We start from the raw sequence: 21,115 nt of genomic DNA on the forward strand, positions 1-21,115 counted from the left end.
CTGGAGGGGTGGCATGGCTGGCGAAATATTGATTGCAATGACGGGGGACGCGAACGAGCTGTGGGCGGATTGCCTGGAGCGGAAGCTCGTGGCTCTCAGTTACGACAAGCCTTACTTCGAGGCATGGCGCGCCGGAGACAGGGAGGAATTTCTCCGGCTGGAAATGAAGGCGGCACCTAAGGGTGTGACCGAGAGCGACGTCAAAGGCCGAGCCACCACCTGGTTCAATAGAGCAACGCGGATCGCTGAAAGCGAGAACGACGTCTGGCTCCACCGTGCTGGCAACGACCTCTACTGGGCCACCACGACAGAAGCCGATCCGGTGTTTGAGGAGTACGACGGGAAGGTGATGATCGCGAAACCCGTCACGCCCTGGTCACGCCGCAACCGCCGTACAGTTGCCCTCACTTGGAACTCGATCCATCCCAAGGCCAAAGACTACCTGACGACGCAGCAGGCCGTTTTCCGGGTGGCCGATCCGATGATGAAGGAATACATCGAGGCATTGATCGACGGCGGTGACCTCGACCGATGGCACCAGCTCCGGGAGTGGAGAAACCGCCTTGGCGCCGACAAAGGGAAGAGCCTTGGAAGCAATGTCGAGCTTTCGGAACTGGTACTTTCCCGTATGATGATGACGATCAGGGACACTGTGCGAAACTCGAATGGTCAGCAGGTTCTCCGTACTCTCAAGGATAAGAGGCTCCTCTGCCCTGAGCCGGAAATGAAAGCGCGCCTTGCTCATCTCATGATCGAGCAAAAAGCCCTCTGCGCCATCACCGGGCTACCTCTGCATGTCGACGGTCAAGAAAACCTGGACTACGACATGCTCGCTTCGGTGGATCGGATCGACAGCAACGGGCACTACGAGCCGGAGAACGTCCAGCTCGTCTGCCGTTTTGTGAATTTCTGGAAGTGCTCGCAGGAGAACGGGAAGTTCATGGAGCTCCTAGAGAAGGTTGTCGCTGTCCGTCGGTTTACAGATCCCTGATCGACCTCGCCGCCGTCGGGCGAGGTCGAGCGAGCTTGGTAGGATGCGATTGTTCAGGTAGCCGCAGGCCAGTCGTTCGCGGGTTCGTCGATCACCGTGTCATCGTCAGCGGGATCATCTTCATAGGCCTTGCGGAGATGTTCGATCTCCTCACAGACCGCCTCGATGACGTCCTTATGTTCCGCTCCGTCGACGACGAATTTATCTACCAGATCCTCTAGCTTGAGCCGCAGATCGGCCCGCCATTCTGTGCTCATCACTTCCTCCGTTTGTTGATTGGCTTATCGGCGAGTTCAATCCAAACCGGGGCATGGTCGCTTGTGTGCTCCCATCCGCGGACGTGCTTGTCCACTTCAGCCTTCGCGAGCCGATCGGCAAGATCGGGGCTGAGTAGGAAATGATCCAGACGAAGTCCGGCATCCCGCCCATACGCATTCCTGAAATAGTCCCAGAACGTGTAGATGCGTTCTCCCGGATGTAGCTGCCGGAGAGCATCGGTCCAGCCCTGCCCGACCAGCTCGCGAAAAGCTTCACGCACTTCGATGCGGAAGAGCGCATCATCCTTCCACCGCTCCGGCTTGTAGACATCAAGCTCCGTGGGCATGACGTTGTAGTCCCCCGCCAGGATGACAGGCACATCAAGCTCTAGCAGTTCGGCTGCATAATCGTGCAAGCGCTTGAACCAGCGTAGTTTGTAGTCGAATTTCGGGCCGGGGTATGGGTTGCCGTTCGGGAGGTAAAGGCCCCCTATCACGATGCCATCGATGACCGACTCGATGTATCGGCTCTGCTCGTCATCCGGATCACCCGGTAGCCCCTTCCTTGTAAGCAGAGGATTCTGACCGCGGGCGAGTATCGCGACCCCGTTCCAGGACTTCTGGCCGTGCCACACGGCCCCGTATCCGGCCTTGTCGATCTCCCTCACCGGAAACCTGGCATCAGGTGCCTTCAGTTCCTGGAGCACGACAACGTCCGGGGCCGCCTCGGCCAACCAGCGAAGCAGCACATCGAGCCGACCGTTCACGCCGTTGACGTTGTATGTGGCGACCTTCACTTGCGCTTGTGGTCGCCTTTGTCACCCTCACCCGGCTTCGCATCGTGCTTCGCCTCGTGGCGCTTGTCAGCGGACAGGGATCTGCCAACATCGACAGACTCCTTGAACTGGCCATTTTCGTCACGGCGGACGTATCGCTTGTCGGTTCCAGTATCGATCAGCTCGCGCTTGCTCATGGGACTCTCCTGCGGTTGCGGTACGACAATAACTCGCGACTGCACGAAAAGATGCATCGATTCCAGCGGCTTGGTCCGACTCCTCTGGTTGTGGTGGAAAACTGAATCAAGTCATTGAAAAAGAGTCGCTTTTCGCCTCGGAACCATTCGCCAACTGATTCGGTTGAATCGCGGAAGTTGCGTCAGTTGCGTGGGAGAGTTCGATGGCAGGCCAGCGTGCACAGTGGAAGGGCTTCATCAAATTTGGCGAGGTTTCTGCAGGTGTGGCCTTGTACACCGCGGCCTCGACATCTGACCGCATCACCTTCAACACAATCAACAAGGCGACCGGAAATCGTGTGAACCGCGTCTTCATCGATAGTGAGACCGATGAGGCCGTCCCGAAAGAAGCTCAAACGAAGGGCTTCGAGATCGAGAATGGTCAGTACATCATCATCGACCCCGACGAAGTCGCAGCAACGATCCCGGAGAGCAACAAGACGCTCGAGATCGAGGCGTTCATTCCATGCTCGGACGTGGACGACGTCTACTTCGACAAACCCTACTACCTCACACCCGACAAGATGGGATCCGACGCGTTTGCCGCGTTGCGAGACGGTATGCGGAAGTCAAAGGTCGCAGCCATTGCCCGGACCGTCCTCTTCCGCCGAATGCGCACTGTCCTGATCCGCCCGCACGGCAAGGGGATGGTCGCCACCACTCTCAACTTTGACTATGAGGTCCGCTCCTCAAAGAAGGCGTTCGAGGGAATGCCGAAGATCAAGATCGAAGGCGAGATGCTCGAACTCGCGAAGCACATCATCAGCACCAAGAAGGGCGAATTCGACCCCGCAACCTTCGACGATCGATACGAAGCCGCACTTGAGGAGATGGTGAAGGCGAAGATCGAGGGCAAGGCGCTGCCGAAACGCAAGAAGGTCGAAATCTCCAAGCCGAACGACCTGCTGGCCGCGCTCCGGGAGAGTGCAGGCCGGATGAAGGCCGCGGAAGACAAACCGAAACGCACCGCCGCCAATGCTAACGCTGGTGTCGGCAGGCAGCGTGCCGCGCGCGGGGCGGCACCGAAGACCGCCTCTTCGAAGGCTGCCCCGCAGCGCAAGGCAGGGTGAGGAGACGGACATGGCGCTTAGACCATACTGGAAGGGCTATCTAAAGCTGTCGCTGGTCACTTGCCCGGTGAACATGACACCCGCCACCTCCGAATCCGAGAAGGTTCGCTTCCATACCCTCAATAGAGAGACAGGCAATCGCGTCGTCTCCCAGTACATCGACTCTGTCACGGGCAAACCTGTCAAAGACGAGAACGAAGCCAAGGGCTACGCGCGCGGGGAGAACGATTACGTCATCCTTACGGACGACGACCTCGACAACGTCGCGCTCGACACGGTGAAGACGATCGACATCGAGAAATTCGCTCCAGCCGACTCCATCGAATGGGTCTATCTGGAGAAGCCTCACTATCTGATGCCGGATGACGCGGTAGGCAACGAGGCCTTCGCAGTTATCCGTGATGCGATGAAGGCCGATAAGGTTGTAGGAATATCGAAGCTCGTCATCGGCCGCCGGGAAAAGGCGGTTGTCCTCGAACCCCGCGATGACGGCATCGTCCTGTGGTCGCTTCGCTTCGGCGACGAGGTTCGACCAGAAGAGGCGTATTTCCAAGACATAGACGACGAAGCCGACCCCGATCTGATCCCGCTCGTCCAGAAGCTGATCAAGCAGAAGACGGCACGATGGTCGCCTGACATGGTCAGCGATCCCATCCAGGAAAGTCTGCTGAAACTCATTGCCGAGAAAAAGAAGGCGCTCAAGCCGAGGAAAGCGACGAAGGGGAAGAAATCTGCCTCCGGCGAACCGGAGTCGAATGTGATCAATATCATGGATGCGTTGCGGAAGTCGCTCGCAGACGAACTCAAGGGCCGGAAGGCGGGCTGAAATCATTCGGGGGCCGAGGTCACCGCTTGCTAAGGCTGCCTGAGCAGCCGCCAATCTCAGCCTCGTGGAAACGAACTGAGGGCGCTCGACCCATCATGGGGAGCGCCCTCGTCACCCGCGACAGCGAACGCGCAACCATCATGGTCGCTGCAGGCTGTCGGCAATGTGGGTGGTGATCCCTAGATGAGGATCGCCGACCTGTTTTTCAAGATCACATTGACTTCGCAGTTGTTTCCATCCAGGCGCGATGTCGAAGCTCGTCTTCGTGCGCCTTCATGAAGAAGGCCTTCGACTGCGGGATCGCATCCTCATGCCGGGAGGCGCGCTCGTAGGCTGTCACGGTGTCGTCCTCGTTCGTCTTCATTGCCTTAAGGATAGCTGAATCTCCCATGAGGTCGGCGAGCGCAATCTTGCCGGTGGTCAGCATCTGCTTCATGTCGCCTTCCGTTGGCGCTTCGATTCCGAGTTCGCGTGCCATCTCGTTGAGGACGACGACATGCTGCAGGTGATCCTGTTTGAACTCGGCGATCTTCGCGCTGAGCGTCTTGTCATCCAGCCGCTCGATGCAGGAGTCGTATGCGGCGATGGCGTCGTGTTCCAGGTAAAGCAGATCCTTGACGAGTTTTTCGATATTGCCTTCGTTTCCGACCATAGTGACCATGAATTCTTCTCCGTGCAGGTTGTGGGAATCAGCTAACGACCCGCTAGAAGGAATGTTCCAGATCATCGTGGCGCCCAGCGGATGGAGTGGCTGTGGGCAGTATGACAGAGACAATGATCGTTAGGATTTTGTACTCGAAACGCATCCTGCCGAGTGTTGAAGCTCGACCAAGCCCGACCCATCTACGCAGGATGCCGAAGAAGAAGATCATCGTTCCCCCTTCCCTCGTTCGGACGTGGATGCTGTCGTCGACGGCATCGTTCGGATCGGCCGTCCGCGCCAAGGGTATCCTGCTGGAGATTCGAGCGGGCCTGCCGATAGCAGTACGGAAGTCTCTGGACGTGGACGGGATGACGCTGATCCTCGGAATGGCGGATGATTGCGAGGATGAATTTGCCTCGACATCGTCCGCGGTTATCAAGGCACTTGAGGGAATTGAAAACCTCCCCGTCATTCCGCGCGAAATCCAGGACATCCTGGGCATTTCAGTGGGTGAGCGCCATCGCTGGCTGAAGGACGGCCGTCTTCAAAGTGCCGGAACAAGGACGGTGAGGCTCAGTGGTCGTGCGAGACAGATAACATTCCACGTCTTCGATCCCCGTGTAGTAGAAGACCTCCTCGACCGGGGCATTGTGGATGAATGGCGCGAGGAGGATATTGCCACAAGGGCCGAAAACCGACGTCAGGCAGCCTATAGAGCGAAACTCACCCGCTCACTTAGGAAGGCCGCCAAGGCACCGAAAACGCCCGGGACAGCGACCGATGAAGCGGCCACCGAGCTACATGGCTGGGATGAGTTCGATGTCGATGGGCTTCTGCGGTAAACTGCTCCGGGCACATGCCACGGCCGCCTCACGCGGCTTCCGATAATTGAAGTGCCGAGTACCATCGAAAGCGCAGTGTCGACTGGCAAGGCGCTACGATCGGTCCATGGCTCCAGCGAGGGCCGGAGCGTGCGGAGCTTCAGGGAGGACAGTCGATGATCGGACTTCCTCACCCCGAAGCCAAGCTGATGCTGCTTGTGAACGTCCATGATCCAGACTTTACGAGATTCCCGGTGCCCGCGAAACGCTAATGGAAGTTGCGCGCCTTCACCTTCAACGTGTCGATGTGCAGATCCCTGACGTAAATGTCCCTCGCCTCCGGTATCGGCTTCGGCTTAGGCCGATCGCGGGAATCCCCTCCTCCGGGTGATCCATGGGCGAATTCATCGCCGCGTCCTGACGGCAGCTTGAAATCGATGTCGCGGTCGGCCAGCGCCGACAGATCTCCGGAGAGATCCAGAAGCTGTTGCGCGACGAGATGGACGACATCGCCTTCGCGCTGGATCCTTCCGTGGATCGCCATCATGCTCGCGCCCAGAACGACGCGCCGCCGCTTCTCGAACAACTTCGGCCAGACGACGATATTGGCGGGGCCGGTCTCGTCCTCGATCGTAATGAACATCACGCCCTTCGCGGACCCCGGCTTCTGGCGGACGAGAACCAACCCGGCCGCGCAGATCCACCTGCCATCTCGGGCGTTCATGGCCGCCTCGCAGGTTACGATATTCCGCTTTTCGAGATCCTTGCGCAGGAAGGCGATCGGATGCTGTCGTAGGGTCAGGCCCGTGTGGCTGTAGTCCTCGATGACATTGTGACCATCGGTCATCTGCCTGAGCGTGACCTCGGGTTCCTGCTGCTCGGCTATCGTCCGCTCCTCGCGCGCGGCGGCGGCAGCGAACAGCGGCAGCGGTTCGTCCCTCAGTGCCTTGATCGCCCACAGAGCATCGCGGCGCTCGAGCTCCAAGGACGGACGGAATGCATCCGCCTCCGCGAGCTGTACGAGAGCTTCGGCAGGAACGCCTGACCGCCGCCAGACGTCATCGACGCTGTCGAAGTCCGTCACCATCCGGGCGGCGGTGATCCGGGCGGCATCGGCGGCGGCCAGTCCCTTGACCATGCGCATGCCCATCCGGACCGCATGGCGGTCGGTGTTGCCGATCCTTTCGAGCGTGCAGTCCCATCGGGAACGGTTGATGCACACAGGTCTGACTTCGACGCCGTGCGCCCGCGCATCGCCGACGATCTGCGCCGGGGCATAGAAGCCCATCGGCTGCGAGTTCAGGAGCGCAGCGCAGAACACGTCCGGATGGTGGCATTTGACGAAGTTCGAAGCATACGCGATCAGGGCGAACGACGCCGCGTGGCTTTCCGGGAAGCCGTAGCTCCCGAATCCTTCGAGTTGCGAGAACGTCTTCTCCGCGAATTCCGGGGTGTACCCGTTCCGCACCATGCCGCTTACGAGCTTCTCCTTGAACCGACTGACCCCACCGGTGAATTTGAACGTGGCCATGGACTTGCGAAGCTGGTCGGCCTCGCCGCCTGTAAATCCCGCACAGACCATCGCGACGCGCATCGCGGATTCCTGGAAAAGTGGAACCCCGAGGGTCTTGCCGAGCACCGCCTCGAGTTCCGGCGTCGGATACTCTATCTTCTCCTTACCCTCTCGGCGGCGAAGATACGGATGTACCATGTCCCCCTGGATCGGCCCCGGTCTGACAATCGCCACCTGTACTACGAGATCGTAAAATGTACGTGGCTTGAGCCTGGGAAGCATCGCCATCTGAGCGCGGGATTCGATCTGAAAGGTGCCGAGAGTGTCGGCTTTGCGGATCATCGCGTAGGTCGCGGAATCCTCCTGCTTGATCGTCGCCAGATCCAGATCCTCGTCCTTGTGTTCGCGGATGAGATCGAACGCCTTACTCATGCAGGTCAGCATCCCGAGCGCGAGCACGTCGACCTTCATCATCTTCAACGCCTCGACGTCGTCCTTGTCCCACTCAATGATTTGCCTGTCCTTCATGCTCGCCGGCTCGATCGGGACAAGATCGTCCAGCCTGTCATGGGTCAGGACGAAACCACCGGGGTGCTGGCCGAGATGCCGGGGTGCTCCCATGAGCTGCTGCGCGAGTTGCAGGGTCAGCACCAGCCGGCGGTCGTCGGGATTCAAATTGAGTTCACGGACATTCCGGTCGCTGACCTCCTCCGACCACGACCACATGCCCGACGACAGCGCCTTGATCAGATCCTCCGGGAGGCCGAGTGCCTTGCCGACGTCCCGGATAGCACCCTTCGCGCGGTACCGGGTGACGGTCGCGCAGAGGGCGGCCTTCTCGCGCGTGTAGGTCTTGTAGATCCATTGGATGACCTCCTCCCTGCGTTCATGCTCGAAATCCACGTCGATATCCGGCGGCTCGTCACGCTCCTGGCTGACGAAGCGTTCGAAGAGCAAGTCGTTGGTCGACGGATCGATGCTGGTGATCCCGAGAATATAGCAGACAGCAGAGTTGGCTGCCGAACCGCGGCCCTGACAGAGGATGTTCTGGCTTCTCGCGAACCTGACGATCGAGAACACCGTCAGGAAATACGGTGCGTACCGCATCTTCTGGATCAGGTCGAGTTCATGCCGCACGATCTTCAGGACGTCGGGCGGAAGTCCTTCGGGATAGCGGTTCGGAACGCACTCCCATACATAATGCTCAAGGGATTCCTGCGGCGTCCTGCCGGGAATGATGGCTTCCTCAGGATACTGGTAGGTGAGTTCTTCCAGCGAAAATTTGCATCGGTTGGCGATCTCCATCGTCCGGGCCAGCGCTTCGGGATACCGAGGGAAGAGACGCTCCATCTCCTCCGGAGGCTTGAGATATCTATCGGCATGGCGCTCTCGTTCGAAACCGACCTCGTCGATCGTCGTGCCCGTGCGGATGCAGGTGACGATATCCTGTAGCTGCCGCCGCCCGGGTTCATGAAACAGGACATCGTTGGTTATGACGGTCTTCACCTTGAACCGCGTTGCCATGTTCGACAGCTCGTGAAGCCTGAGCTGATCATTCGGCCGTCGGCGCAGACAGAGGGACAGATAGGCTCGATCCTCGAATACTTCCGACATCTTCCTGAGCTGCACGGCACAGATGTCGTCGGCGAGATCCGGAACAAGGATCCCGATCATGCCCGCCGAGTAGTTGATGACGTCGTCCCAGTGCAGGATGCAGTTGTTCTTACCACCGCGGGACTTCCCCAATGTGATCAGGCGCGTCAGCCGGGAATACGCCGCGCGGTCGATCGGATAAACGAGTACGGACATCCCGTCCTGGAGATCAAGACGGCAGCCGACAATGAGCTTGATCCCGGTTGCCCGAGAGGCCTCCAGTGCGCGGACAATCCCTGCCAAAGAGTTACGGTCGACCACGCCGATGGCGTCGATGCCGAGTTCCTTGGCACGTTCGAAAAGCTCGGCGGCCGAGGACGCTCCGCGGAGGAAGCTGAAATGGGTCGTGACCTGGAGCTCCGCGTACCTCATCCAAAGATCCCTTGGACAAACCAGCGATGGGATCCGGTCTCACCGTCGACCCCGTCACCCGACCGGAAAATCCAGAGCCTTTCTCCCGATTCATCCTCGATGACGAAGTAGTCGCGCACGGCTGCCCACTCCGATGTACGCTGCCACCATTCGCCGAATATGCGCTCAGGTCCGTCGGCACGCTTCACCTTGCGGCGCTTGCCACGCCAGGTAACGGAAACTGGCGGGTGATCGGGCATGAGGGCGATGACCTCGGCAAGCTCCGGATAGGGAAGCAGCCGTACCGGGCGTGGCCAATGGCCTGACCAGGTGGCGTCCTCCGGTTCCGATGCGGCATCGACCTGCGCAAACGAACGCTCAGGAACGTCGGATGCGAACGGTGCGACCCTATAGACCCGCTGCCCGCGGTTGCCGAAGATGTCGATCAGCGGCGTGATGTCGGTCACCTCCTCTTCGACGAGCGACGACACCTTCTGTGTCTCGTCGAGCGGCTCCGCCCACACCGCGACCAGCGTCAGCTTCTCGATGCCGAATCCGGGTTCGATCTTCTCTGTACGATCTTTGAACAGCTTCGTCAGCCACGCGACGTCGCGGGCGGGTTTCGCAGTTCCGGCTCGTATGGCCTGCCGGGTGTTATCGACCTTGTCGACGATGAGGTCGACGCGCCGGGCACCCAGACCCTTCTTTTGAAGCTCGTCGACAAGCTGGACCACGAGGCGGCCGACATACTTGTTGATCGTCTCCGCGGCCCCAATTGGTTCTTGAAAGGATCTGGCGACGGAAATGATTTCCGGCCCTCGGATGGGATCGATCGGCTCTCCCGCACGGCCGAACATCTGATCCAGTCTTCGTCCGATCTCCGGCCCGAACCTCAGCGTCAGTGGCGCGCGTGGTTTATTCGACAGTTCTCCGATGGTCTTGAAGCCGAGCGTGCGCAGATCGCCTACGACCTTATCCGGCAGCCGCAGCAGCGAGATCGGAAGCCTTTCGACGGCACGGACGGTCTCGCCGCGTGGAACGATGACGGTGTCGCGGCTAATGGCGCGGGCGCAGGCATGGGCGGCTCCCCACGTATCGGCAATGGCGACGCGTGCCGTGAGGCCCTTGCCGCGGAAACGGTTGGCAATTCCGGTCAGCATCGGCTCCTCGCCACCTTGCAGATGGTCGGCGCCCTCGGTGTCCATGACGATCCCGTCCGTGCCATCGACGGCGACGATCGGGGAATACTGGGTCAGCGCCCACAGCGCGATCTTCTCGAGCGCCTCGGCATCGGCGATCGGTTCCGCGTCGACCATCATCAGGCCGCGGAACAGAGCCTGCGCTTTTGCTGCAGGCATGCCGACGCGCAACCCAGCCTTTCTCGCTGCGGCATCGGCGGCGGAGACCCATCTCTTCGATCCCGACCTCGCGATCACTGCGATCGCCTGCTCAGCCGGAATGGCGGGATCGTCCCGCCTGACCCGGTCGGTCGGCAGATCGGGAAGAAATATTGATACGACCCTGGCCATCACACGCTCCGACGTAAAACTCAGCACACTCGCCCGCACGCGATCTCATCAGTTCAAGCAGCCACCTTGGTCTCCCGACACCGGGCACCGGAAGCTCCTCCGACGGCATCACGCTGACCCGCCACCTGGTGGTCGATGCCGTGGGCTGACCGAAGTCGTTTGCTTCCGTCTGCCTCCGCCACCTCCTCACAGCCAGCGCGATAGTCCCTGTACGCTCCGCGACAAGCTGGAGCCGCCTGCTCACGACCATCGGCAGCCTGACCATCTCTCCGACGACAGCACCACAGCCGCCGAATGACAGCGCTTCCTCCATATTGGCCGCGACATCCTCCTCCTTGTCGCTCTCGACGAAGACGACCCGTTTCGGATGCAGTCCTGCCTGCGCGAGCGCCGGGAAGAACAGATCCGGTCGCGTCAGGCACCAGACGATCGGCCCCTTCGTCCGGGCGGCGATCCCGGCGGCGAACAGCGCCGCGGCAGCGCCATCGACCGTTCCGGATCCACCACCCGCGAACTCGTGCAGCGCTCCATGGGCCAGACCGCCGCCGGGCAGAATGTCATCGATCTCCGTCACTCCGAACGGAAGACAGCCTGACTTCTTCGCGCCCTCTCCCTCGATGGACGAGATGCGTTCGCGTAGATCAGCAAGGACTTGATCACGCAGGACAGCCGGCATCGTTCGCGGAATCCTTTCAGATTGCGTTGGTTTAGGACAGGCGACTTCATGCGCCGGAATGCTTGATGTTCTTCTTCTGTTCCTTCATAGGAACGGAGTCAAGCCGGTCGATCTTAGGAATATCGTCACATTCCGTTAGCGATTCCACAGATTTTCTTTTTGAATCAGATCGCTAGAACATGCAGGTAAGTGACCGGCTTTATTGAAGAAAATTTCGTTGACGCACAAAAGAGAGGCGATCAGGACCTTGAACCAGCACCGCACCAGGATATTGTCGGCCGCGCGGACTGACGGATGTCCGCTTCATACCTTCGTTCCAGGAGCCGCAACATGGTCGTCTCGCTCGCGCGCATTATCGATTTCTTCCGCCGGAGGAAGCCGTCGTTCGCCGAGGCTCTGGCGAAATCCGGGTTTCGCCCAGCCAGCACAGCACGCATCACCATCGGTGAGAGACGCAATCGGGAGCGGCTGCTCCGGCATCGAGGATAACGAGGCTCGCCGATGAGCCGGGATCCCTCTCCACGCGATCTAACAGCGACGCTGCGTCAAGTGCGCGATCCAGTTATCGCAGTCGAATGTCGGACATGCGGCCGTCGAGGAACTCTCGACAGGGCCGCGCTGGTGAAGAAGCACGGAGCCGCCGTCACCTTCTCGAGACTGCGCCGGATGGCGGCGATGGGATGTGAACGGCTGGTCAGCGAGGACGGGGATCGATGCGGGACGCGGTTCCCGTGTCTCGATTAAGGGGCACATTGGTAAACGTCTCGCTGTATGCTCATAATCGAGGCGGGTTCCAACACGGATGGCATGGGGGTGTCAGTAATGTTCAGGATGGGATGGCTGGCTCTCGCGGCCGCAATGCTTCTCTGTGGCGTTGAACCTGCGAGCGCGGCTGAAATCGAGAAGTTCGATCTCCCGGGCATCGCGGTTCCATTCGTCAGCATACGAGGTCCGATAGAAGCAGGTGACGGGGAGAAGTTCGAGACCGTCGTCCGTGGGGTGAACAGGGCATCTGTCATTCTTCAAAGCCCGGGCGGCCTCGTTAAAGAGGCACTACACATTGGCGCGACGATCCGGATCGAGGGTTTTGCGACGATGGTGCCCGCGGATAAGGAATGCTTCTCCGCATGCGGGCTCATCTGGGTGTCAGGTGTCCGGCGGTATATGTCAGATACCTCTCAGATTGGATTTCATGCTGCCTATCGGCAAGAGAATGGTGAGTATCGTGAGAGCGGCATCGCCAATGCGGAGATCGGTTCCTATCTGACCCACCTTGGTCTGCGGATAGAAGCCATCCGATACTTCACTGCGGCCGGACCGAACGATTTCCTCCTACTCACGCCGGATCGAGCGCGCATGCTCGGCATCGAGACATACAAGATCGATGGGGCCAACATCACCACCCCGTCGGCAGCCCCCACCGTGGATGTCTATGCGGACAGGTTTGTCTCGCTCTCCCTGCTTCAATCCAGGTGCGCACCCTTTCTTCAGCTCGACACCGCAGCGGTCAAACGCTCTCAAGAGGAGGTCTTCGCAGAGGGTAACAAGCTCGTCGGCTCCGACAAGTGGATCGACTTGTGGACCCGGCTCCTTGAAGACGCGAAGTCCGGTCTGAATAACAAGGGGGCACTCCTGATCTGCATCGAGACCGAGGCCAGCCTTCGCCGGCAAGGGCAGGAAACGGGCATTTATGGGCCGAGCTTTTCGTGCGCCGCTGCCACGACACCCACCGAATTGTCGTTGTGCCGCCAGCCCGAACTATGGGCCAAAGATCGCGCCATGAATTCCATTTACATGTGGGTTCGCAACAACGTGGAGAAATCTGTTCGCAAGCGTCTCCTTGAGGTTCAGCGCAGTTGGCTCAAGGATCGCAACGGTTGCGGCGGTGAAGCGAGATGCCTGAACGCCGTATACGACCAGCGGCTCAATGAACTACGCACCATTGATCTGCCGGGCTAAGACCAGCTAGCTCGCGAGCGGGAATGGAGGCCCTTGCTCACCGAGACGGCGAACTCTGCAGGTTAGGTTCCGCCTCCGTTTCCACGAGGATGGCGTCGCACTCCAAGCAGGATCGACAGATGCCGCACCCGTCCTCATCGAAATCGGCCGTTTCTCGAAGAAGCCGACAACAGTCGCAGATGAGTGCCCTTCTGGATGTTCGCCGGACAGGCGCGAGAATTTCCATGAAAAGATGTTCGACGGCGCGCGCGGAGGGTCCGGGCATCGCAACCTCCCTGATCTGGCTGATACCCATTGAGATGGGATCTTGAGCAATAGGAATCCAGAGCCGTACCAGGCATCCATGCCTATTGCCGACCAAGGTCGTTTTGAGCATGATCCCGGCGGCGTGTGGGTGGGGAAATTGTGATGACGTGGGGAAGAGGTCTTTTCAGGGTCTGGGCGGTTCTCACCATTCTCTGGATCATCGTCGTGACGCTTTTCATGTGGCAGAGCGTGGCGAAGCCCTACATCGCCTGGGGCGGCTTCAAGATGGGCCAGGGAGAACCCGAATATCTCGAGCCATACGGCGAAAAAATCTCCGCCGCCCGCGAACTCAAGTCGAGAAAGCTGCTCGTTGAGTACGAGATTGCCTACGACAAAACAGCGCTTCGGGAGACGGCATTCTTCTTCCCGGCCGCTTCGCTCCACGAGGAAAACCTCAAGGCAATCGAGGCCTACATTCCCAAGGCCACAGCGCTCCAGGACGCAAAGATCAGGAAGGCCCGGTTCAAGACCCTGCGGGATGCTTTGTGGGGCGCCGTTCTGCCTCCCGTCATCCTATTGATGCTCGGCTTGGCGATACGGTGGGCATTGCTGGGCTTCCGAGCATGAGAAGCAAGTGATGGATATGCTCTGGGTCGACACCACGACAGATGAAGAGGCTCGCGCCCTTGATCGCGGGATGTGGGAGATGGTGGGCAGTGAGCAGCCCGATGGTACCTTTGTCGCACAGGCTGCGGGGCCTGCTCCCGAAAGCGGTGAATTCTGGTACGACGGGCTCAACCGCATCAAGGACGATCCCGACAAACGGTACGCGATGGCACGTCGCCACCTTCCTGGCAGCGATGGACAGATACGCCGGGTATGGCTACATCCAGCGCGTTCCTTACGCCCGTCTTGCCGCGTTCGACCTCTCATATGAACGTATCGGATGCGACCGCCTATCTCTTCTCGGCGTCACCGATTGCAAATGGATGCGGGAACTTTGGGGCGAGGCCGAAGACCAATCCACAGCCTCTGAACTCTACGAGGATATGCTGGCCGCTGACATCCAGAGGATCAAAGCGGATGAGGAGCAGGAACGGGACGAGCGGAGCAAACGTCTATTCGGCAATCTGTACCGCGAGATCGCCGAGGAGCGTTCTGAACCTACCGCGCCTCCTGAAGAGAAGAGGCGCCGAGGGTTCTTCGGATGGCTGTTCGGGAGATAGATCGCGTCTGACATTCTTCATGTGGAGCCTGTTGTATTTCCGAGGGCGGATTCCTCTTCGCCTGCCTCATCGGCAGCATCTGGAAGCTCCTCGTCGTCGTGAAGGAAGAGTTGGTCGTCATCATTGACGATGGACTCATCCCAGATGGCAACCAGCCATCCCGGATATTTCCTTTTCGACACCGCGCGAAGCCCGAGTTGCGTGTCACTCTGATAATAAGCAGCGAGTTTCAGGCATTCGGCTTTCGAGACCTTGTCGCCGTCGGGATGGGCCTTCAAGACGACCAGTAGGCCATATCGACCGAGTGCCTGATGAGCTTCCCGCATCAGTCGTAGCGCGATCTTGCGTCCCCTGAGTGAGGGGCTCACCCAAGCCCGTTCCAGGTGTGCGACCGCCCCCAGGTAGTCGAGATCAGGTGTGTCCAGAGCCTTCTTCAACAGAGCGTGCTCGTCGGCAAGGACGTGGTAGGCGTTCATCGCATGCTGGCTCCGCATGTCAAACACGTCGAAGTACCAACCGTCATCCGGCTCGGGAATGTAGCCGGGTTGAACAATAAAGCCCTTGAGTTCCGCAAGGACAGGCCCGCCGATATCCGAGTCATGAGGATATCGGCGCAGTTGGACGGAGAAATTCAAGATTTCGGGAAAGTCGCCGTGCTTCCGGAAAAGGGTTTCGAACATCAGGAGACTGTCGTCTGAAGGCACGCTGCACATCTCCAAGCTGTGGCTCCCTGATGTTGTATTCATGTCCACTACAGAACGCGGCTTCGATATGGGGCGTCTGATGTAGGACTGTCAATTAGCGGGAGATGCGCCTAGCCGGATTGCCCAGCGCCCTTGGCTCGGAGTGAGCTTCTTCATCCAATGCATCCAAGACCTCCTGTCCCGACAATTCGAGCCCGGCCACTAAGGCATCCACCAGCCTCTCGCACGCCGGACGATGCCGCTCCAGGATTTCCGTCGCGCGCTCAAGCTGCTCCCGCAGCATTTTGTCGGCCCTATCGAGAACGCTGCGATCCATGCGACTGATGTCGAGGATCGGTGCATCTGAGATGTCGCCGAGCGATGCAAGGCCATCGCCCATGCCGAAAGATCGGTCCAGCAGGATTGCTGTGCGGGTCGCGTCGTACAGATCCGATCCCCGTCCCCCAGCCACGCCATCATCGTGACATCCTAACAGCAACTGTTCCGCGGCCATGCCTCCCAATCCCATGGCGATGGCATCGAGATAGTGCGCCTTGGTCCGACGCGCCCAGGAACGGCGTCCGAATGTCGCCTTGCCGACGGGCTGGTTCTGCGTCGTTAGAAGGATCCGTGCTGAGATCTCGACGCTGATCAGTTCCATGCCGAGAGCGACGCCGACGATCGCATGACCGATCTCGTGAACGGCGTTGACCCTTAACGTCTCCGGAGGGATCTGCACCGGGATCGGAAGGTGTAGGAGAACGTCCGCCATCGTGACGGGCCTTCGAAGCCCCCTTGCCCGGCGGCGGGCGTTACGAACGATCTTCTGGATGTCGGCACCGGAGGCTCCGTCGGAAAGTTCGGCGAAAGACTGGCAGCGGCCCTCGTCGAACGCATCTCGCAGATGCATTCGGAAAATGGCCACCCGAGCTTTCAGATCCGGAAGCGGGATCCTCACCTGTCGATCTAAGCGACCGGAGCGCAGGATCGCGGCGTCGATCTTGTGCGGATTGTTGGTGGCGGCGACGACAATGACTCCTTCGCGCCCTTCAAGGCCATCGAGCTGCTCCAGCAGGCCGTTGATTGCTTTGGTGTCATAGGATTCATTCTGCGTGCTGACACTGTCCCTCGATCCGAAAGCATCGATCTCGTCGATGAACAAGATGGCCGGAGCGTTTTTCTTCGAATCCTGAAAGCTTCTCTGCATCGCCTTCAGGAACTCGCCAAGGTGGCCCTTGCCTTGCCACTTCGCATAGGACGCGACGACGAGGTTCGCCTTACAGGTAGCCGCAAGCGCCTTGGCGAAGATGGTCTTTCCGGTTCCAGGAGGACCAGATAGCAATACTCCTTTGTCGACGTCGTCCCAAGCGATCTTCCCGCCGCGCCAGTCTTCGAGATCTCGAGCGAGATCGAGACCCCATGTTTTGGCATCGCCGTATCCCTCCATATCCTCGAGCCTGATATCGGAAAGGATTTCGCCCGCCTGACTTGGTGCGTTTGGTACACTTGGTGCGCCTGCCTGTACCATCTTCTCGACGATGGCGAGAACGCGAGGCACGGGTCGGCCCCATGTCATCGCAAGCTTGAGGCGCCGCCAGTCGCAGTTGATCAAGGCCTCTGCCTGATCGTCGGTGACCGTTGTCCTGTAGCCCCACCTGACCACCCCGCGCGCCTGGCGGATGTCTGGTGGCTCGATCTTGATGACGATGTCGAGAGCGAAGCGTAGATCTTTCGGGATCGCATCCCCGGATCGGAAGAAGATGATGGTCTGCTTGTGCTGCAGCATGTCCATCACAGCCTCGATGTGATCGTTCGACCGGGTCTCGTCGAAGATCTTGACGTGTTCCTGGTAGCGGTAGTCCGACTTCCTATCGATGAACATGACCGCAGCCTGGACGTAGCTGGTCTTGCGTTCCCAGTTCTCGAGAACGAGACCGATGGCGAAGTGCGGAACGCGTCTGTATGGCCGCAGGGCCCGGCTGACGCTTGAATAGGCGAGGAATTCCGGCAGCGAGAAGCCTGCCCGGTCGCGAAGTACGTTTTTCATTGTGTGATCCCGAATTGAAGATGATGCGGTAGGCGCTCATGGGCGCGTTGCGTCATCCTCGTATCCGGCGAACCTGGCTCTCTGGGCTTAGCAGGTCGTCATCGAGATCGACCTCCAGGAATCCTTGAAGGATCAGCGACGCCAGTGTCGGCATCGGTCGTCCTTCTTGGATCGCCGACAGGCATTCTGCGATGGTAAGCGACCCCATCTCCTCGATGCCGGCCAGCAGACGAATCCTGTCGCCGAGCGGCGGCCGATAGAACCCGTACCGGAGAAGATCCTTCGCGTTCTGGAGGCGGACGCTTTCGGCGAAGTCGACCATGGCCACAGATCGGTATCGATGCCCCATGGATTCGATCTGGGCGGACAGCCAGATCGGCGGCATCGGTTCCTCCTGCCCCACATCGATCAGGAAGGATCCGCCCTCTGTCAGGACGATGAAATCGACTTGATACTCGTCGTCGCCATTCCGGAGCGGCGGCGGTGCTGTATTCCATCGAGCGACGTCGGGGTCGAGATCCAGCAGGCAAGCGAAGTCCCTCGCCTGCTGGGACCGGAATTGTGCACGGCCATCGCACTTGATGGTCGCCATCGGTGTGTAGATCGGTGAAAGCGTGACCTTGTGCGGGACAGCATCGTCCCTTCGGTCACCTGAGACTACCTTCATGGCATCCCTCGAAAACGAAACGCAGAACAGGGCGGCACCGGACTAGCCGGAGTGCGTCAGCGTATTCGTATCGAGTGGCGCGCGGAGGTGTTCATGGGCGGGAACGAATATAGAACATGCAGGAGGGCGTCAAGGCCGGTTCCACATCAGGAGTGGCAATGTCTGAGTGCGGTTCAGTCGGCTTCCTTTAATGCAAAAGATGGCTCGAATGTAGAAATTACCGCATCCACGAGAATTGTGATTGAGGAAACCACAGGACCATCCACAAGCAGCCCACACTCAAGGTTTGCCTTCTTAGATCTCCAGAGAAAGTTCGCCGAGCCGACGTAAGCATCGCTTCCGTCGGCCAGCACGATCTTAGAATGGAATGTTTCATCGGTCTCTCCCCCGCCGTAGAAAAGGATAGCGGTCGAACTTTCCCGGAGAGCGATCTCATCCACCCCGGACTTCTTCAAATCGTCTGCTGACTGGACGATCAGGATCCTTTCGGGAGCTGTCGTGTGAGAGAACATGTCGAGCACCCAGTCGCATCCGGTAGCATCAAGGTACGGGGTCATTACAACGAGCCGTCTCTGTGCCTTCCGTGAAAGATGCCGGAAGGCATCAGCGGTAACGGTGAATGCGAGCAGAGCGCTTGCAGGTGTCGCGGCGAGAACCTTCTCTATTCGACTAGGGGACGGCGGCATGGTCACCACCAGTCGCGCAGTCCCTTTAGGGGCGAGCTGGATTGAGGTCATGAGTTCAGCATCGGGTCGAAGTAGCCGATGATCTCGGCGGATTCGGGTGCCTCCCATTGCGGCGCCGGCCCGCCTTTCAGGACTGAACGGGAGAGAAGCAAGTTGCCCGCGTTACAAGAAACTTCGCTAACCATGATGCATGCTGGACACGCTCCGCCGCGGCTGTCGCAAAGGCTGCCAGATCCGCATCTCAACATTCTCGGATCGATCGAGCGTCTGAGAAAGTCCATCGCATGGTTGCGCCACATAGCAGAGATATTGCCGAGGTCGGCGGTCATGCCCTTGCGATAGATGGTGAAGGCGAGATCTGCTGGAAAAATGTATTCGCCGATGCCGTCACGATCCAGTCCAGATGCATCGGCGAGCGAATGGATGAGCTGATGCGAGAGCGAATGCAGCAGCATGTAGACGTATGGCGCGAGTTCACGGGACATCCCTTGACGCTCCTTGTCCTTGAAGCGATCAAGGAACTGGCCAAAGTCTTGATAGGTTTCAAGATACCTCCGGGCGAGACTCTCGCCTTGCGTGGGGAGGCCAACAACCGCGTTGACTTCCAGCCACTTGAGAACTCGCGCCTCATCCAACTTGATGTAAAGAGCCTCGTTCTTCTGTTGCGTGACGTAGATCGGCCGCTCGCCGCTTTTCATGGTGTCGAAAGCGACGAGCCGAACTGGCATGGGCACGGTGCGATTGTTTGTCACCCGCTCGTAGACAGGTGTTGCCGAGACACGTGTAAAGCCAAAGCTGTATTCGCAAATCGGCAGGCTGCGAAGGATGTACATCTCGCCGATGCCGGTCGCCTTCAGCACGCTTTTCACCTCAGCCTGATAACGGATAAGTTCCTCGGCGACACCGGCCTTCTCGTACAGAGTGATGTCGGGCTGAGCCACACTGATTGCGGTCTTTCGTGGACCGTTCTGTCCTTCGACGATATGCTCTTCAACGAATGCGGCATGCTCGACAGTCAGGCGAATGGGATCGAACTTCTGAGCCCAACCCTTGCGCGTTTCGGCAGCGATCGCTATTTCGTCACTAGCTAGTCTGCCGCGCTCAGCAATCCCGTCCGTGAACCACTTTTCGCGCGTTGATCTAGCCCCATCTTCGACAGCCCGTCTCATGGGGCTATCAGGTGCGAAGGTTGCCATGAAGCTGAGTGCGCTCTGATAGCCGATCCATTCACCATGTCGGCCGGCCTGTCTCAAGGCCTGCTCAATTTCGGCATCGGAAGGTTCTTCGTATGGAATTGAATGGATGACCGCTAGCTTTTGTAAGAGTTCGTCCTGCTTGTCATGCTTCATGAGTTGGACGACCTTAGTCTCCCGAACTTCGATGAAGCTGCCTCTTTGAGGATAGAAGGCGCTGCTTGCCCGATAAGAGACGGGGAGCATGTCGACCTGGATGTACTCGAACGGCTGACCGCCGGGTTTGAGGCTGTCTTTCTTAAGTTTCTGGAGGACATCGCGTTCGGCTTTTTTCAAATCGCGTTGCGTGCCGCAGCCTTCGCAGACATATCGCCATTCTGAGAAGACAGGTGCCTTGTTCTTCAGGATGAACTGCTGCCAACCGCACGTACAACGTTCTATTTGACGCGTCTCGCTGCCGTCATCACTGACCGTCCAGTTGTAGGGGCTTAAAGGCTCCACCGTACCGTACCAATGAGCATAGACGACATCGACCTGCGTCCATCTCGACGTGTGATCCTTGCACCTCGCGGGAAGCTTTTTCTTGGCTAGTTCGGCAACGCTTTTGAATTCGTGCACCCTTCCACATTCGCCGCACTGGAAGAGCAGAGGATAAGGTACGTACCCGACGACGTTCGGTTGATTGAGGACAAACCGGGTCTGATCAACGCGAATCTCGCCACTCTCACTATCGACGAATGCATCGTCGAGGATGAATTCATCCGGAGCCGCAGGGCATGCTTCTGCCGCCCTCACCCGCCAGTTCTGTGCGAACTGCGTGATCCCTTCGAATATCGTATCGGTAACGTTGCGCGGAAGCCTTTCGGGGAAAGCCTTCTTGATTGGAACCGATCTACAGATGCCTCGGCCGCCCTCCCAAGTCATCAGCACACCTGGCGCATATGACGTCGCGATCTGCGCGCGGGAGCGCTGCATCATTGGCGGCCCAGACTTTTTGGCATCGTCCGGCGCTGAAAACTGCTTTCTGAGCGGGCGCCCCATATCGAGCGTCTTTCCTCCCTTCATG

Annotated in this window: 19 protein-coding genes; 7 read left to right on the forward strand and 12 right to left on the reverse strand. The window is 59.1% G+C overall.

Going from position 1 to position 21,115, the window contains the following annotated elements:
* Nucleotides 1–13 precede the first annotated feature (13 nt).
* Nucleotides 14–991, forward strand: coding sequence for a hypothetical protein (locus QEO92_RS13350; RefSeq protein WP_227703369.1), 978 nt, complete (start codon nt 14–16; stop codon nt 989–991).
* A 53-nt stretch (nt 992–1,044) separates the two neighbouring features.
* On the opposite strand, the gene QEO92_RS13355 is transcribed toward QEO92_RS13350, so the two are convergent.
* Genes QEO92_RS13355 through QEO92_RS13365 form a run of 3 tightly spaced genes read right to left on the reverse strand, consistent with a single transcriptional unit; the run spans nt 1,045 to nt 2,221 of the window.
* Nucleotides 1,045–1,248, reverse strand: coding sequence for a hypothetical protein (locus tag QEO92_RS13355; RefSeq protein ID WP_046664999.1), 204 nt, complete (start codon nt 1,246–1,248; stop codon nt 1,045–1,047).
* Nucleotides 1,248–2,045 carry an exodeoxyribonuclease III gene (gene xth, locus QEO92_RS13360; RefSeq protein ID WP_227703370.1) on the reverse strand — a complete coding sequence of 266 codons (798 nt, stop codon included), beginning with the start codon at nt 2,043–2,045 and terminating at the stop codon, nt 1,248–1,250. Before xth ends, QEO92_RS13355 begins: the two co-directional genes overlap by 1 nt.
* A complete protein-coding gene (locus QEO92_RS13365) occupies nt 2,042–2,221 on the reverse strand; it encodes a hypothetical protein (RefSeq protein ID WP_150841196.1) in 180 nt (59 codons plus the stop codon). The genes xth and QEO92_RS13365 overlap by 4 nt, the downstream gene beginning before the upstream one ends.
* Nucleotides 2,222–2,424: 203 nt before the next feature.
* Between QEO92_RS13365 and ku (QEO92_RS13370) the strand changes: the two genes are divergently transcribed.
* Entirely contained in the window at nt 2,425–3,330 is a 906-nt protein-coding gene (ku, locus tag QEO92_RS13370) for a non-homologous end joining protein Ku (RefSeq protein WP_227703371.1), read from the forward strand.
* A gap of 10 nt (nt 3,331–3,340) precedes the next feature.
* A complete protein-coding gene (ku, locus tag QEO92_RS13375; protein WP_227703372.1) occupies nt 3,341–4,156 on the forward strand; it encodes a non-homologous end joining protein Ku in 816 nt (271 codons plus the stop codon).
* Nucleotides 4,157–4,367: 211 nt separating this feature from the next.
* Here ku (QEO92_RS13375) and QEO92_RS13380 read toward each other — a convergent pair whose 3' ends face one another.
* Nucleotides 4,368–4,817 (reverse strand): DUF892 family protein, encoded by a 450-nt coding sequence (locus QEO92_RS13380; protein WP_227703373.1) that lies wholly within the window; start codon nt 4,815–4,817, stop codon nt 4,368–4,370.
* Nucleotides 4,818–5,008: 191 nt separating this feature from the next.
* Here QEO92_RS13380 and QEO92_RS13385 point away from each other — a divergent pair, with 191 nt between their 5' ends.
* Entirely contained in the window at nt 5,009–5,641 is a 633-nt protein-coding gene (locus tag QEO92_RS13385; RefSeq protein ID WP_227705162.1) for a hypothetical protein, read from the forward strand.
* Nucleotides 5,642–5,888: 247 nt separating this feature from the next.
* Here the strand turns inward: QEO92_RS13385 and QEO92_RS13390 are convergent, their stop codons facing one another.
* From QEO92_RS13390 to QEO92_RS13400, 3 genes are read right to left on the reverse strand one after another with little or no spacing between them, the layout of a single operon-like run.
* Entirely contained in the window at nt 5,889–9,158 is a 3,270-nt protein-coding gene (locus QEO92_RS13390) for an error-prone DNA polymerase (RefSeq protein ID WP_227703374.1), read from the reverse strand.
* Entirely contained in the window at nt 9,155–10,666 is a 1,512-nt protein-coding gene (locus tag QEO92_RS13395; RefSeq protein WP_227703375.1) for a Y-family DNA polymerase, read from the reverse strand. The genes QEO92_RS13390 and QEO92_RS13395 overlap by 4 nt, the downstream gene beginning before the upstream one ends.
* Nucleotides 10,587–11,342 carry an ImuA family protein gene (locus QEO92_RS13400; RefSeq protein ID WP_227703376.1) on the reverse strand — a complete coding sequence of 252 codons (756 nt, stop codon included), beginning with the start codon at nt 11,340–11,342 and terminating at the stop codon, nt 10,587–10,589. The genes QEO92_RS13395 and QEO92_RS13400 overlap by 80 nt, the downstream gene beginning before the upstream one ends.
* Before the next feature lie 822 nt (nt 11,343–12,164).
* On the opposite strand from QEO92_RS13400, the gene QEO92_RS13410 reads away from it, so the two are divergent.
* The 3 genes from QEO92_RS13410 to QEO92_RS13420 all read left to right on the forward strand — a co-directional run bounded on the left by QEO92_RS13410 (nt 12,165) and on the right by QEO92_RS13420 (nt 14,773).
* Nucleotides 12,165–13,301, forward strand: a complete 1,137-nt coding sequence (locus tag QEO92_RS13410; protein ID WP_227703377.1) for a hypothetical protein — start codon at nt 12,165–12,167, stop codon at nt 13,299–13,301.
* 408 nt (nt 13,302–13,709) lie between these two features.
* A complete protein-coding gene (locus tag QEO92_RS13415; RefSeq protein ID WP_227703378.1) occupies nt 13,710–14,174 on the forward strand; it encodes a hypothetical protein in 465 nt (154 codons plus the stop codon).
* 89 nt (nt 14,175–14,263) lie between these two features.
* On the forward strand, nt 14,264–14,773 hold the full coding sequence (locus QEO92_RS13420) for a hypothetical protein (RefSeq protein WP_227703379.1): 510 nt from the start codon (nt 14,264–14,266) through the stop codon (nt 14,771–14,773).
* A 17-nt stretch (nt 14,774–14,790) separates the two neighbouring features.
* Here QEO92_RS13420 and QEO92_RS13425 read toward each other — a convergent pair whose 3' ends face one another.
* The 5 genes from QEO92_RS13425 to QEO92_RS13445 form a co-directional block, all read right to left on the reverse strand.
* On the reverse strand, nt 14,791–15,477 hold the full coding sequence (locus QEO92_RS13425) for a hypothetical protein (protein ID WP_227703380.1): 687 nt from the start codon (nt 15,475–15,477) through the stop codon (nt 14,791–14,793).
* A gap of 94 nt (nt 15,478–15,571) precedes the next feature.
* A complete protein-coding gene (locus QEO92_RS13430; RefSeq protein WP_227703381.1) occupies nt 15,572–17,503 on the reverse strand; it encodes an AAA family ATPase in 1,932 nt (643 codons plus the stop codon).
* Between the two features lie 52 nt (nt 17,504–17,555).
* Nucleotides 17,556–18,170, reverse strand: a complete 615-nt coding sequence (locus tag QEO92_RS13435; RefSeq protein WP_227703382.1) for a hypothetical protein — start codon at nt 18,168–18,170, stop codon at nt 17,556–17,558.
* A gap of 173 nt (nt 18,171–18,343) precedes the next feature.
* Nucleotides 18,344–18,856: a phospholipase D-like domain-containing protein gene (locus tag QEO92_RS13440; protein WP_227703383.1), complete on the reverse strand. Its 513-nt coding sequence runs from the start codon at nt 18,854–18,856 to the stop codon at nt 18,344–18,346.
* A 47-nt stretch (nt 18,857–18,903) separates the two neighbouring features.
* On the reverse strand, nt 18,904–21,114 hold the full coding sequence (locus QEO92_RS13445; protein WP_227703384.1) for a hypothetical protein: 2,211 nt from the start codon (nt 21,112–21,114) through the stop codon (nt 18,904–18,906).
* Nucleotide 21,115 lies beyond the last annotated feature (1 nt).

It is taken from the genome of Neorhizobium petrolearium, from assembly GCF_029854435.1.
GTDB lineage: Bacteria > Pseudomonadota > Alphaproteobacteria > Rhizobiales > Rhizobiaceae > Neorhizobium > Neorhizobium petrolearium.